Annotated in this window: 18 protein-coding genes and 1 other RNA gene; 4 read left to right on the top strand and 15 right to left on the bottom strand. The window is 25.3% G+C overall.

Translation table 11 applies throughout. From position 1 onward, the window contains the following. Nucleotide 1: 1 nt before the first annotated feature. The 11 genes from AACH12_RS05725 to AACH12_RS05675 form a co-directional block, all read right to left on the bottom strand. Nucleotides 2-124 (bottom strand): hypothetical protein, encoded by a 123-nt coding sequence (locus AACH12_RS05725; protein WP_338537102.1) that lies wholly within the window; start codon nucleotides 122-124, stop codon nucleotides 2-4. A 19-nt stretch (nucleotides 125-143) separates the two neighbouring features. Further along, nucleotides 144-341 (bottom strand): hypothetical protein, encoded by a 198-nt coding sequence (locus tag AACH12_RS05720; protein WP_338537101.1) that lies wholly within the window; start codon nucleotides 339-341, stop codon nucleotides 144-146. Between the two features lie 203 nt (nucleotides 342-544). Continuing rightward, entirely contained in the window at nucleotides 545-970 is a 426-nt protein-coding gene (locus AACH12_RS05715; RefSeq protein ID WP_338537100.1) for a single-stranded DNA-binding protein, read from the bottom strand. 12 nt (nucleotides 971-982) lie between these two features. Then, complete coding sequence (locus AACH12_RS05710) at nucleotides 983-1,129, bottom strand: hypothetical protein (RefSeq protein WP_338537099.1); 147 nt, start codon at nucleotides 1,127-1,129, stop codon at nucleotides 983-985. A 2-nt stretch (nucleotides 1,130-1,131) separates the two neighbouring features. Then, complete coding sequence (locus AACH12_RS05705) at nucleotides 1,132-1,425, bottom strand: hypothetical protein (protein WP_338537098.1); 294 nt, start codon at nucleotides 1,423-1,425, stop codon at nucleotides 1,132-1,134. Nucleotide 1,426: 1 nt separating this feature from the next. After that, a complete protein-coding gene (locus AACH12_RS05700) occupies nucleotides 1,427-2,488 on the bottom strand; it encodes a hypothetical protein (protein ID WP_338537097.1) in 1,062 nt (353 codons plus the stop codon). 135 nt (nucleotides 2,489-2,623) lie between these two features. Continuing rightward, nucleotides 2,624-2,854, bottom strand: coding sequence for a hypothetical protein (locus AACH12_RS05695; RefSeq protein ID WP_338537096.1), 231 nt, complete (start codon nucleotides 2,852-2,854; stop codon nucleotides 2,624-2,626). Nucleotides 2,855-3,054: 200 nt separating this feature from the next. Continuing rightward, nucleotides 3,055-3,330: a hypothetical protein gene (locus AACH12_RS05690; protein ID WP_338537095.1), complete on the bottom strand. Its 276-nt coding sequence runs from the start codon at nucleotides 3,328-3,330 to the stop codon at nucleotides 3,055-3,057. Nucleotides 3,331-3,339: 9 nt separating this feature from the next. Then, nucleotides 3,340-3,675: a helix-turn-helix domain-containing protein gene (locus tag AACH12_RS05685; protein WP_338537094.1), complete on the bottom strand. Its 336-nt coding sequence runs from the start codon at nucleotides 3,673-3,675 to the stop codon at nucleotides 3,340-3,342. 8 nt (nucleotides 3,676-3,683) lie between these two features. Continuing rightward, the gene (locus AACH12_RS05680; protein WP_338537093.1) at nucleotides 3,684-4,202 is read right to left on the bottom strand and encodes a helix-turn-helix transcriptional regulator; all 519 of its coding nucleotides are present in this window, start codon (nucleotides 4,200-4,202) and stop codon (nucleotides 3,684-3,686) included. 88 nt (nucleotides 4,203-4,290) lie between these two features. Further along, entirely contained in the window at nucleotides 4,291-4,458 is a 168-nt protein-coding gene (locus tag AACH12_RS05675; protein WP_338537092.1) for a hypothetical protein, read from the bottom strand. 169 nt (nucleotides 4,459-4,627) lie between these two features. Here AACH12_RS05675 and AACH12_RS05670 point away from each other — a divergent pair, with 169 nt between their 5' ends. After that, nucleotides 4,628-4,954, top strand: a complete 327-nt coding sequence (locus tag AACH12_RS05670; RefSeq protein ID WP_338537091.1) for a helix-turn-helix domain-containing protein — start codon at nucleotides 4,628-4,630, stop codon at nucleotides 4,952-4,954. Nucleotides 4,955-4,991: 37 nt separating this feature from the next. Next, nucleotides 4,992-7,763 carry an ATP-dependent DNA helicase gene (locus AACH12_RS05665; protein WP_338537090.1) on the top strand — a complete coding sequence of 924 codons (2,772 nt, stop codon included), beginning with the start codon at nucleotides 4,992-4,994 and terminating at the stop codon, nucleotides 7,761-7,763. Between the two features lie 7 nt (nucleotides 7,764-7,770). Here the strand turns inward: AACH12_RS05665 and AACH12_RS05660 are convergent, their stop codons facing one another. The 3 genes from AACH12_RS05660 to AACH12_RS05650 form a co-directional block, all read right to left on the bottom strand. Further along, nucleotides 7,771-9,144, bottom strand: a complete 1,374-nt coding sequence (locus tag AACH12_RS05660) for a DNA methyltransferase (RefSeq protein WP_338537089.1) — start codon at nucleotides 9,142-9,144, stop codon at nucleotides 7,771-7,773. An 88-nt stretch (nucleotides 9,145-9,232) separates the two neighbouring features. Continuing rightward, nucleotides 9,233-9,742, bottom strand: coding sequence for a hypothetical protein (locus tag AACH12_RS05655; RefSeq protein ID WP_338537088.1), 510 nt, complete (start codon nucleotides 9,740-9,742; stop codon nucleotides 9,233-9,235). A gap of 21 nt (nucleotides 9,743-9,763) precedes the next feature. Beyond that, nucleotides 9,764-10,789 (bottom strand): hypothetical protein, encoded by a 1,026-nt coding sequence (locus tag AACH12_RS05650; RefSeq protein WP_338537087.1) that lies wholly within the window; start codon nucleotides 10,787-10,789, stop codon nucleotides 9,764-9,766. A gap of 181 nt (nucleotides 10,790-10,970) precedes the next feature. Here AACH12_RS05650 and AACH12_RS05645 point away from each other — a divergent pair, with 181 nt between their 5' ends. Both AACH12_RS05645 and AACH12_RS05640 read left to right on the top strand, forming a co-directional pair. Further along, complete coding sequence (locus tag AACH12_RS05645; RefSeq protein ID WP_338537086.1) at nucleotides 10,971-11,468, top strand: ImmA/IrrE family metallo-endopeptidase; 498 nt, start codon at nucleotides 10,971-10,973, stop codon at nucleotides 11,466-11,468. A gap of 118 nt (nucleotides 11,469-11,586) precedes the next feature. After that, complete coding sequence (locus AACH12_RS05640) at nucleotides 11,587-12,768, top strand: tyrosine-type recombinase/integrase (RefSeq protein WP_338537085.1); 1,182 nt, start codon at nucleotides 11,587-11,589, stop codon at nucleotides 12,766-12,768. A 17-nt stretch (nucleotides 12,769-12,785) separates the two neighbouring features. Here AACH12_RS05640 and rnpB read toward each other — a convergent pair. Then, an RNA gene (gene rnpB, locus AACH12_RS05635) (RNase P RNA component class A) lies at nucleotides 12,786-13,125 on the bottom strand. Nucleotides 13,126-13,147 lie beyond the last annotated feature (22 nt).

Below are 13,147 nucleotides of genomic sequence, written 5' to 3'. Positions count from 1 at the left end.
ATTATTTATTTTCTATCAAAATTACTACTATTTCTCTAGCCATATCTAGCAAATCTATAAAATCCTTATCTGGATAAACTTTTTTTATTTTCTCTATGAATTCATTTATTAATTTAATTTTCAAATTACACTCCTTTCAATTTTTAATAAATTTCATCATCCAACGATATTAATATTCTAGAATTTTCACTATTTTTTCTTTCAGATAATCTTTTTATATACGCTTTTGTTTTTAAAAAATTAATAGTAGCTTTTAAAACTCCTTGATGATTTGCAATATCTGATATCGTTCCAAGTGTTATAAAATTATCGCCTTTATATAATGCATATTCTTTTTCCATATAATTCTCCTAAAATATAATATTAACTATTTCTCAAATTATTTCTATCATTCAAGTGTTTCTGACATCTTATATAACCTTCTACAGCTTTTTCATTGCAATCTACACACAAACCATTACTCTTATGATTTTCTTTTCACTTCTTAACTCTTTTACTTTCTTTTTTACTTATCATTATTTTAATCCTCCAGGTACTCATTTATTTAAAATGGTATATCATCATCTTCAACAGATTGAAAATTATCCGGTTCTGCTCCATATGAGAAATCGTCTTTCTTCGTTTTTTTATCTTTCCATTCAAGAAATTCAACATTATTTGCTAATATATCTGTAGAATATCTTGTTTCACCCGTATTAGTTTTATAAGAACTAGTACTAATATATCCATTAATTGCAACCAATCTACCTTTTGAAAGGTAATTCGCACAATTTTCAGCTTGTTTTCCCCAAACTACTATTCTAATAAAATCAGCTGTCGCTATACCTTTTTCTTCAAATTCTCTCTTTTTCTCTTTACTTAAATTTTTATTCACAGCTAATGTAAAATTAGCAACTGCTCTTCCACTTCCAGCAATAAATCTAAGCTCAGGATCTCTTGTTAATCTACCAATTAAAACTACACTATTCATGAGTAAACCTCCTTACTCTTCTTCAACGCTATAGCTAATTCCATCATCACCGTTAATTAGTACTCCAATAGACTCTGAAATTTTATCCTTTAAACTATCTCTTAATTTTTCATCTATATCTTCTTCAATAATTATAATTAAAAATATTCTTTCTTTCATTTTTAATCACTCCATTCATGAATTTTTTTAGCTTCATTTATTGCTTCAAATATTGATAATCCCTCTGATACAAGTTGTGCAGAAGTATTACAAATATCATGAATCTTTCCCATTTTCACATTATTTATATACTTAAGTTCTTTTTTATTTTTAGTAATATGATCTGCGTGAACACCCACTATTGCAGCACCACCCTTAAAATGCTCAATACTCTGAATATAAGATTCTCCAATGCTAATTTCATTTTTACATAGTATGCACTTCTGACTAACTCTCGCTTTTTGAATATAAATCATATTATGTTCTCACTCCTAACATTTTCTCAATTTCCTCGTTCGTATAGTCTTTTCCATGAGTAAAATTATTGAATTTATTTGATGATTTATTAATATTCGATTTATTTTGACTAGTATTTTTTTTATTTAGGTTTGCTTTATACTGAGCTTCAAGTGTAATAATTTTCGCTCTTAGTTTACTTGTAGATTGAATATTTATTGACCAAAAAGAGTCCCTTAGAGCCCATTTTGCAATATTCCAAATCTCATTATAACTATATCCAACAGTTCCATTTACGGCTCCTATTCTATTTAATTTTTCTATTTCACCTGCCCAGCGTATGTATTCTTTAGACAATCTATCTTTACCAGGTAATTTAACTTTAGGATGATTAAGTAATATTTTTTCAATAATCATATCTGTAATTTTATAAATATCATCATTGTATATTTTTTTTAAAGATTCGAAATGTGATTTTGATTTCGTACTATCTTTTATATCTTTACTCTTAGTAGTAGTCTTAGGTATTGTCGAGTCATTTTGCGTTTGACATGAGTCATTTTGATTTTGACATGAGTCATTTTGATTTTGACATGAGTCATTTTGATTTTGACATGAGTCGTTTTGCGTTGTCGATAAGTCAAAATGATTAGTGGATGTTTCCAACACTTTGATGCCTATATTTGCAATTTCATCATTAGTTTCAACAATATTATTTTCATAATCAAAACCCTCAATTTTTATCGATTTTAACTTAGATAAATTTGCATAATTTAGTCTAAACCATCTTGTACGATCAAATTTAAGTTTGTTATAATTTCCTTCAATTATCAGACCTTTGTCTATAAGATTTTTTAAAATTCTATTTATAGTTGATGGACTATAAAATTTAAATAATTTTTTAATTGAACTTGCACTTTGATACGTCCAAACATACCCTTCTTTAACATTTGAAGATAAAGAAATCCAATATTCAATTTGCAATAATAATATACTCTCATTTAATCCTATTTCCTCAGCCAATTCAGAATTTAACCTTGGAGCGTATGGATCATTTAAAATAAAAATTCTTTTCTTACTCATTTTAAGCTCCTTCACACTTTAATTACATTATTTGACTTTATTATATTTTAATAGTATCATATACATAAATAACTTGTTTTACTAAATTAGAGTGTTCCATCAACTTCTTGCCAATTAAAAGAAACACTCTAATTTTTATCCCCATGTTCCGTTTGCATAGTAATGCAACCATTCACCATTAGAAAAATCTACTCTTAAATAACTTCTATATTCTTTTACTTTTTTAGGAATCCAATTACTTTTTTCATCAATTCCAAAATTACTGTTCTGTTTTTTATAAATTAATATAAAAAGCTTTTTAGCATTTTTAGAAAGCTTATTAAAACCTTTTAACTCTTCAAAATTGATTTCAATATAATTATTCATAATTTGCATCACCTTTCATACCAAATTTTGATTACTTATTTATTTTTTTTATATATAAATTCATTTATAATTTTCAATATTTTTATTCTTTTTTTTCTAGGTTTATACCTAGCAATTTTAATTAACATTGGATTATACATAAAAACCTCCATTGCTTTTCTAATCGTTATTTGCTATACTTAGTTAAGTAGAAATTGACCTTATGCGTGCAAGCGAGGGTCATTTTTTTGTTTGTCTGATAATTTTGTAATTGCTACTAAAACACTTATTGCTTTATCTATTTCTGTTAAATCAATCTTAGAATCTTCAATAATCAATTTATTATCTTTTAAATTGGATTCAATTAATCTAATTTCGAATTCATCTCTACATTCTACGCAAATATCATTTAATATTTTATTTGACATAGTGAGTTTAATAATTTGATCATTAATTTCATTTTTCACTAAATTTAATCTTTCAACTACTCTCTCCATAATTTCCTCCTAAGAATAAATATCTTCAAAACTAACTTTATTTTTTTCCACATCAATCATAAAACGATCAAGTTCTTTTTTTCTAATTTTAAGACTTCCTAATTTAAGACCTTTTAAATATCCTCTCTTAATAAGTTTTCCTACTGTAACAACGTTTATTCCTAAAATAACTGCAACTTCACTTTGCTTAAGCAGATAGTCATCTATAGGAACTACATTAGTAATTTTAGAAGATAATAAATTTATTTTTTCCATTTTTTCAATAATTTCATCTAAATTTGATACATCAATATTCAATCCGATTGTTGGTAATTTTATTACTGGTGTACTACTATCATTTTTCATAAGTCCTCCTAAATAATTAATTTTTTTCTTTTAAGCTTCATAAGCAATTTACTTTCAACTCTTGAAATATCAAGATTATACTGTTCAGCCATTCTTATAAACTGTAGTCTAAGACACGGAAATAAATCCGCCAATTGTTCTTCTAATCTTAAAATCTCTTCCATTTCAAATTCATTAATATCATCTGGACCTTTTTTATTTCTAACAATTTTTTTCAATTGTTTTGCTGCAACAATCAATTCCTCCGATTCCTCAATTAATACGTCAATTACTGTTGCTGCATCGTCATTAACATTATTTAAAGTTGGAATATTGATTACTTCTGAATTTCTTTCATATGCATATTCCATCATTAACCTTGGTGAATTTAAAACATGCATAATGTTAATTGCTAGGTCAAAAGGAACTTCTTCACCACTTTCATATGCAGATATTCTTGTTTGATTAACTCCTACTCTCCCAGCAAGATCTAATTGTGTTATTCCTTTTGATTTACGTACTTCTTTTAAAATATCGCTAAAACTCATATTTTAACCTCCAAAAATTTGATTTACTCATATAACCACAACGTATATTTTGTTTGTTTAAATTATAATAATATACGTTAAACGTATATTAACGTCTAAAAAAAATTTCATCTACAGTTTCTTTTTTTAAAAAAATTCTTATTTTTTCAGCATCGATAATACTCCAATCGTTATTTTTCAACCGAATGCTTATTGTTTTTTGCGAAACTGAAAGAAACTTTGATAATTGAACTTGAGTAATTTTTTCCTTTATCAATACTTCTTTTAATTTATTGATTTTCAACACCACCTTTTTTATACCTATTACGTATGTTTTTTCTAATATCTCAAGTATATATACGTATTAGGTATAAGTCAAGCTAAATATGTGATTTTTTCTAACTACAATATACTTATATGGTATAATTCAAATAAGGAGAAATAAAATGTCTAAACAAACTCATATAATCATAAAAGAACTATTAAAAGAATTTAAGTACACTCAATCTGACTTAGCAAAAAAACTAAATGTTACTCAAGCATCTATTTCAAGATATTTATCTGGTCAAATGCAAATTGATATTGATACTTTAAAAGAAATAGCAAATATTTTTAATGTGTCAACTGATTATCTGCTTGGAAGATCTGAAATAAAAACATCTGAAGAAACTACAAATATAAATGCTTTTCATAGTATTTCTACTGACGGTCTATCAAAAGAAGAAATTGATCTTGTTAAAGCTATGGTTGAGCAACTTAAAAAGAAAAAATAAAAAATGAGCCTCAAAATAAATGAAGGAGTTGTTAATTATGAATTTAAAAAACTATAATGATGTTCAAAAAGAATGTATACAAGAAATAAATCAAAATTTACAAATTATTGCTTGTGCCGGATCTGGAAAGACAAAAACTGTAGTAGCAAGAAATATTAATATTTTAGTTAATAAAAAGGCAAAACCTAGTGAAATAGTAAGTATCACATTCACAAAAAAAGCTGCTGCTGAACTAAAGCAAAGAATTTATACTGAATTTGAACTTGAATTTCAAACAACTCAAAATTTAGCAGAAATGTATATTGGCACTATTCACAGTTTTTGTTTAAATACACTTCAAGAAATTTCTGCAAGTTACAAAAAATTTGATATTCTAGAAGGTATTCAAAGAGTTTTATTAGTAAAAAAATTTTTAAGTGATGATAGCATTTCCAAAGTTGAATATACTGACTTAAAAGGAAAGACCAAAACTCCTTTTAAAAAATATGATTCTCAACAGTTAAAATTATTATTAAATTCTTGCGATTTTATTAGAGAAGAAATGATAGATATTTCTTCTAATAGCTCTGAACTTATTAAATTTTATAACAAATACATAGAATTAATAGAAAGTAAATATTTCTTTGATTACGCACACGTACAATACAAGTTTCTTAATGAATTAAAAACTTCAAAGAAATTAAAAGAATATATAAAAAAAATAAAATATATTACTATCGATGAATATCAAGATACGAATACAATACAAGAAAACATCCTTCAAGAGATGTATAAAATTAATCCAAGTTTAAATATTTGCGTCGTTGGTGATGATGATCAATCTATATATGGATGGAGAGGTAGTAATCTTGAAAACTTTAAATCTTTTAATAATAAATACAAAAATGTAGTACAAAGAACTCTAGCTATTAATTATAGATCTACAGAAGGTATTGTGCAATTAGGTAAAGGAATTATTGAACATAATAAAACTCACTTAGACAAGCCATTTGAATCCAATGATACATATTCCTATGAATCTGGTGATATAATTGTTCAAACTGACTTTAACTCTATTTCTGAAGAGAATGATGCAATTATAAAAACTATAAAAAAATTATATAATAGTGAAATCATAAATAAAAATGGTGATTCTAAAATAATTGGTTATGATGATATGGCAATTCTTGTTCATTCAACAAATAAATTAAAAGAATTTAATCAGGACTTATTGACAGCTTTAGAAGCTAATAACATTCCTTTTATAGTTGATGGTACTAAACAACTTTTCGAGCAGAATGAAGTTCAATTACTATTTGATTTATTCCTTTATTTTGCGAAAAAGTATTTAAATTATAGAGGAACTTTTGATTATTATGATTCAAATAATTTAAAAATTATTGATAATACACTTGAATCTTTTTTCAATGATTTTCATAAAAAAATTACTAAAATATATTATGATAATACTATTCAAGATTTTTATATACAATTAATGCAACAACTTGATTTATTTTCAAAAAGCGATGATAAAACAATGTATAATCTTGCTGTATTTAGTGATATAATAAACGACTACGAAACAATAAATTTCTCGGATAGATTTGAATATAGATTTAAAAATTTTGTAGGTTTTTTACATCATGATGCAAGTAGTATTTATCCTGAAGGATGGTTATCTCCTAAATTTGAAGATACTAAATGTTTAAAAATTATTACTATTCATAGTTCAAAAGGTCTTGAATTTCCAGTTGTTTTTATGCCTCATCTTTGTAAGGATTATTTATTTCCTACTAAAGCAGCAGGTGGTTTTTCGATTAAAGGAGTTTTTAAAAAAGCTTTACCTATTGGATATAATATATTTGAAAAAAGATACCAAAGTTCAGATGAATCTTTAACTAGACTATTCTACGTAGCTTTGACAAGAAGTAAAAAATATTTATTTTTAACAAAAGCTAAAAGTTATAGAAAAAAAGCCACTTCAAAAAGAGAGAATAAAAAAGTTCCAATTCAACTTGAATATGCTCAAGCTTCACAGTTCATAAACTGTAGTATCAACTCATTTTTAAATAAAACTTTAAATTATAGTAATTCTAAACTGAACGAAATAAATCAACTAGTTTTTGATTTTTCTACGCTTAAAGATATTTTTGAGTGTCCTCAAAAATTCCAATATTCATCTATATTTGGATTTTATTCACCTTTAAATATAAGAATGGGTTATGGTAAATCTCTTCATAATATGATGGATGATTTGCATTCAACATATATGAATGAAAAATTAATAAAACGAACAGAAGATTTAGTAAATACGCATATTCATTTACCTCTTGCTCCTCCAACAGGTCAATTATATAAGGATGTTAGCAAAAGTGCGACAAAAATAATTGATGAATATGTTGACCGAAATAGAAATCTACTTGATTATATTTCATATGTCGAAAAACCAATTGATTATAAATTAAATGATATGATATTTATTAATGGAAGAGTTGACTTAATAACTAATATTAAATCAAAAGATGTATCCATAATTGATTTTAAAAGTGATTCAAACACAATGAGTCATGAATTACGGAATAAACAATTACTTATTTACGCATTAGGTTACTACAAACTTACTGGAAAATATCCTAACGCCGTTATATCATATGATTTAAAAACTAATACGAGACATCCTCAATCAATTGAACCTAGTGATGTACATAGTATTGAAAAAGAAATCAAAACTGCTTATACAATGATTAAAAACAATACTTTTCCCAGATGCAAAGATAAAGTACTATGTAAAAATTGTCAGTTTGAAAATTTATGTTCACAAAAAAAATAGCCCAAGGCTATTTTTTTTTAAATACTAATATTATTTCTGTATCCATTGATTTTACGGATTCATTATTTACATTTGAAATTTTTGATGCCATTTTTTTGTTTTTTATCAATCGATCAAATTTAGTTATTTTTTCAAAGTTATCCATAAGTAATTCATTTATGATAACATCAAAAGGAACAATATTATTATGTACTCTTCTATTGCCTACCACAAATACCATATAACCATCAACTTTCAGTACATTATGCATTTGTAATAATACTTCATAAAAATCTATTATAAATGTAACTACTTTTCTACCTTTGTCTTCTCTTTTAAATTTAACCATTAAATCATAAAATTTTTTTAAACTTAGAGACTTAACCAGAAGTTTTGATTTCTCAATAATTTCTTTTGAATATATTTTTCCACCCAAACTTGCTCTATCAATTGCACTAAAATTTTGAAATAATTCCTCATTAAATTCTGATTTAAAATCATCGTCATGCATCCAAAATAATGGTAGTGTAGAAAACTGTCCATATGTTACAGTAGTTTGATTATCACCATATGGTGGTGATGTAACTATCAAATCTATACTATTTTTCCTTAATTTTAAATTTTTTTTAAGTTTTCTAGAATCATCACAGGATATAGTTACTTTATTTCTAAATCTATTTTCTTCTGTTTTATAAATTCTCTTAATAAGTTTTTTACTAATTAAAATATTTATATACTCTTTATAACTAATAATATTCTTGTCTACTTTATTAACAAATTCTTTTATAGCATCTTTATTAAAAGATTCTATTTTATCATTCTTTTTAATATGTAGTTTAAATGTTGATGATTGAGAATTTTTTAAAGTAGTCACTACATCTGAAAATGAAATCATAAAAAATAATCTTAATTTCAAATTTTCTATTTTGCTTATCCTATCTCTAATTTTAGATAAAATATTTTGATAATCTTTTCTAAACCATTTATCTATTTTATCGAAACCATGAATATCATAATCAGTATCATCATTGATAATCGAGTTAATCAATTTATTTCTACATTCTTCTAATTCTGCAACTGGAAGATAATTTAATTTTGACTTTGTCAAGTAATATGCATATGGATTAATATCCATTCCATAAACATCAAGGCCATTCTTAATTCCTTCAACCAAAACAGTTCCTGAACCCATAAAAGGATCTAGTAACGATTTTGCATCAACATTTGCACATAAAATTTCTAATATATCCTTTTGCATCTCAGGAACCATAGTTGCTGGGTATCTTGCAAAATTATGAATACCTTCTTTTTTTGTAACATCATTATAAGAAAAATAAAGTTGATCCTTATCAATTTTATTTTTAATTTCATTAATTATAGAATAATCAACTTGAGATAACATTCAATACACCTTCCTAAAAATCAAAGTTTCCAATTAAAGTATAACAAATATTTATATAATTTTCCAGGTATTTTTTTTAAAAATAAAATCACTCATATTCATCATCTTCCTGCTCAGAATGTTTCAAATCTGAAATGTCATTATTCAATCGAATTTCTTTAATTAATTCAAATATATTGAATATAGAAATTAAAAATTTAAATAAAGCATAACTAAAAGATAGTATTTCTACAAAAAAAAGATAAATAAATATTCTTTTTGATAATATAACCGTAAAAATTATACAAATTATAGATAGAAAATGGCTAATTATTCCATGTTTTATTGATGAATATAATTTATCTAAATATCCTTCATGTTCATAAACTCTAATAATAGGTTTGTCACTTACGCTTAACATGATTCCTAAAGATGAAAATAAAAAGCCTATAAGTATTGTGTTTACAGTAAATAGGTTGAATTGTAAAGTAGGATCAAATATAAAAAAAGCTTCAGGTAATCTATTACGAAATATAAAAGAATATAAAACTTTTAAACGTAAAATAATAAAAGAAAACAAGAAATATTTTATTAATAAAAATTTTTTTATTATTTTCAAAATATCCCCCCTTTCATTTTATTAAAAATTTAAATTTGAAATTTCAATTCTATTAGATAAATCATCTTCCAAATTTTCATAAATTATAATTAAATTTCTTTTTATAATTTCTATTGGTATATATGTTTTCCCCGAATCATGTTTTAGTGTAATTTGCCACGTAAACATTTCATCAAACAAATCTAAAGATTGTCTTTCACCATCTCCAAATCTACCTGTAACTTTACATTTAGAAATGACTTTACGTCTACCATCAATATCAGTAATTTCATCATTTCTTGAATCATAAACCAATTCTGCTAATTCTTTTATTTCTTTATAATTATTAGACAATTTATCATCGCCACCGCTTATTTTTATTGTAACTGATTTACTATCTATCTCTGCCATTTTCTTAAACATTTTCCGTTGTACTTTTTTTCCTGTTACTTCTTCAAAAATATCTTTACTTGGTATTGCAAATGACATTTCAAAACTAGTAAAAAAATTCATTTTGTTAATTACATATAAAATATTATCATTAGGTATTGGACTTATTTCTGTATTCACTTTATATTTTCTATTATTAGAATTCCTTTTTATAGTAGTATCACTTATTAATTCAGAAAACCATTTCATACCAGGTGCCCCTTGACTGTAAATTAAAGAAATAATCATTTTGTTTAAGTCTAAAATGAAAAAAGAATATACCTCTATATATTGATCCACTTCTAAGGTGATTTTTTCAGATTTTAAATTTTTCTTATTTCTTTTTTGATATGAATTAATATCTTTCTCTTTAGCCATTCTTATAAAAACATAATTGTCATCAATATTTAGAAGATCTACAACAATATCGCCTTCATTATGCTCTATCGCTTTTGATTTAATTTTCATACCATCTTCAATATTATTTTTAACATTTTCATTAAAAGTATTAACAATTAATGCTTTTACACCTTTTCCCTTTATGCGAGTTTTTTTATCATCTACTAATCTACTAGACATGTAATAAAATAGCACCTTTCTTTTAACTTCTCTTGATGACTTTTTTTTCTTTTTTTCCATTTCTTCCTCCTCTAAACATATACTATATATAATATCATATACTAAAGTGTAAAGAAACGGAATATATGTTCGTATATTTTATTATACCATTTAATATGATGTTTTGATAATTATTTTGACAAAAATAACAAAATATTATACGATGTTTACGAACGTGTGTTCGTAAGGAGTCCTATAAAATATGAAAAAACTACTATACCTTTTATCTACTAATAACATCACCTACTCAATTGTACTATTACCAGAAAGTGTTCTTGGCTATTTTCATAATGATTCAGATGGATCATTTATTTTAATTAATCAATCTATTGAAAATAATATTCCATTGCATAGATGCGTTTTAGCAGAAGAAATTGGACATTATTTTACTACTGTAGGAATTAACGAACCTCTTAATAGTATTTTGTATGCTAGTAACCTATCTATCCTTAAACAAGAAGAAAAAGCTATTAAATGGGCTACTGATTTTTTAATCAATACAGACTCATTATTAAAATACATATCTTCAAATATCCAATGTTCTTTTAATGATCTTATAGATTTTTTTAATGTAACTGATATTTTCATGAAAGAAAAATTAAAGTTTATGTCATTAGAACATTTATACTGGCATATTACAGATTCACATTATTTATGCTTAGCTAATCTTCCAAATATTTTTATAACATCACGTTTTTAATAAATAATTATTTTTTATGTATTTACTGAATATATTTTATAATAAATATTCTATTTTCAAATATTTATTATTTCTATTAAGATTATAAGAATTATAAAATATTAGATGGAGGTGTTATATGACTGGATATGTTAGAAAACGTGGAAAAAAATGGTGTTATTGTTTTGATATCGGAGATATTAATGGAAAAAGAAAAAGGATTGAAAGAATCGGCGGAAATACTAAAAGAGAATGTGAAATTTCTTTAAGAAATGCTTTAAATGAATATGACACTGGTTATATCGAACCAAATAAAACAAGTATTAATGATTATCTATCAGATTGGTTAGAAAATCATATTAAGGTTAATCGAAAAATCAATACTTATAATAGATATCAAAGTATATTAAAAAACAATATTCTTCCCATAATAGGAACTATTAATATTAAAGATCTTAAACCTATTCATATAGATAATATGCTTTCTATTGCTAAAAAAAACAATCTAAGCAATACTACCTTGCAGCATATATACGCAGTACTTAATTCTGCATTAAACAAAGCTGTAAAGCTAAGGTTATTAAATAATAACCCTTGTGAATATATAGAGCGTCCAAAACGAGATAACTTTAATCCTAATGTACTATCAGTTGATGAATTTTATAACCTACTAAAACTATTAAATATTGAAAAATATAATGATTATATTTTTTCTATTGCTCTTCATATGGTTCTTGAACTTGGATTAAGACGTGGTGAACTCTCTGGTATTGAATGGTGCAATATTAATTTTGATGAAAGTACAATTTCCATCAAAAATAATTTGATTTATTCACATGGTAAAACTTATTTAACAACTCCAAAAACTAATGACAGTGAAAGAGTATTATATATTTCTAAAGATTTATGTAAGTTACTTAAAGAACACAAAAAAATTCAACTTTTAAATAAATTAAAATATGGTTCTCATTATATTAAAAATTTTTATAATGATCAGCAATTTGATTTTATAATGACTTGGGAAAAAGGAAATAATCTACACCCAATGTATTTTAGTAATAAATTTTCTAAATTAATGAAAGCATCTTCTATTGATAAAAAAGTAAGATTTCATGATTTAAGACATACAAATGCCACGTTACTACTTTCTCAAGGTGTAGATTTTAAAACTATTCAAATTCGATTAGGTCATTCTGATATAAACACTACTTTAAACATTTATTCACATGTTAATCTTGAAATGCAGAAAAAGGCAGTCAATAAACTAACAACTTTATTCAATGGCGACAAATTGGCGACAAATATAAAAAACACTTACTAAAAAGTAAGTGTTTTCAATATGTGAGTAAATCTATAAGCCGGGTTCTGTATTAGATAATCATCTATCTACGCCTAGTGTTACCACTAAACTCTAGCGACCTACCTACGGGAAGGAACGAGCAGCCCCCTTTTATATCCCTACTTGGTCTTGCTCCAGATGGGGTTTACATAGCCTTTGTAGTCACCTACAAGCTGGTGAGCTCTTACCTCAACCTTTTCACCCTTACCTTATAAATAAGGCGGTATATCTCTGTTGCACTTTCCTTAAAGTCGCCTTCACTGGGAGTTATCCAGCACCCTTGCTCTATGGAGCCCGGACTTTCCTCATGCAAATGCACGCGATTATCTGGCCTACTCACAATTACTTATTTTACACTACT

The organism is Helicovermis profundi, from assembly GCF_033097505.1.
Taxonomy (GTDB): domain Bacteria; phylum Bacillota; class Clostridia; order Peptostreptococcales; family Acidaminobacteraceae; genus Helicovermis; species Helicovermis profundi.
Note: the sequence above shows the minus strand (reverse complement) of the source record. Positions and strands in the feature narration are given on the sequence as shown.

Bases quoted from the DNA above. Each gene is read 5' to 3' on its own strand.
- AACH12_RS05720 (WP_338537101.1), bottom strand. From the start codon at position 341: ATGGAAAAAGAATATGCATTATATAAAGGCGATAATTTTATAACACTT.
- AACH12_RS05715 (WP_338537100.1), bottom strand. From the start codon at position 970: ATGAATAGTGTAGTTTTAATTGGTAGATTAACAAGAGATCCTGAGCTT.
- AACH12_RS05710 (WP_338537099.1), bottom strand. From the start codon at position 1,129: ATGAAAGAAAGAATATTTTTAATTATAATTATTGAAGAAGATATAGAT.
- AACH12_RS05705 (WP_338537098.1), bottom strand. From the start codon at position 1,425: ATGATTTATATTCAAAAAGCGAGAGTTAGTCAGAAGTGCATACTATGT.
- AACH12_RS05700 (WP_338537097.1), bottom strand. From the start codon at position 2,488: ATGAGTAAGAAAAGAATTTTTATTTTAAATGATCCATACGCTCCAAGG.
- AACH12_RS05695 (WP_338537096.1), bottom strand. From the start codon at position 2,854: ATGAATAATTATATTGAAATCAATTTTGAAGAGTTAAAAGGTTTTAAT.
- AACH12_RS05690 (WP_338537095.1), bottom strand. From the start codon at position 3,330: ATGGAGAGAGTAGTTGAAAGATTAAATTTAGTGAAAAATGAAATTAAT.
- AACH12_RS05685 (WP_338537094.1), bottom strand. From the start codon at position 3,675: ATGAAAAATGATAGTAGTACACCAGTAATAAAATTACCAACAATCGGA.
- AACH12_RS05680 (WP_338537093.1), bottom strand. From the start codon at position 4,202: ATGAGTTTTAGCGATATTTTAAAAGAAGTACGTAAATCAAAAGGAATA.
- AACH12_RS05670 (WP_338537091.1), top strand. From the start codon at position 4,628: ATGTCTAAACAAACTCATATAATCATAAAAGAACTATTAAAAGAATTT.
- AACH12_RS05665 (WP_338537090.1), top strand. From the start codon at position 4,992: ATGAATTTAAAAAACTATAATGATGTTCAAAAAGAATGTATACAAGAA.
- AACH12_RS05660 (WP_338537089.1), bottom strand. From the start codon at position 9,144: ATGTTATCTCAAGTTGATTATTCTATAATTAATGAAATTAAAAATAAA.
- AACH12_RS05650 (WP_338537087.1), bottom strand. From the start codon at position 10,789: ATGGAAAAAAAGAAAAAAAAGTCATCAAGAGAAGTTAAAAGAAAGGTG.
- AACH12_RS05645 (WP_338537086.1), top strand. From the start codon at position 10,971: ATGAAAAAACTACTATACCTTTTATCTACTAATAACATCACCTACTCA.
- AACH12_RS05640 (WP_338537085.1), top strand. From the start codon at position 11,587: ATGACTGGATATGTTAGAAAACGTGGAAAAAAATGGTGTTATTGTTTT.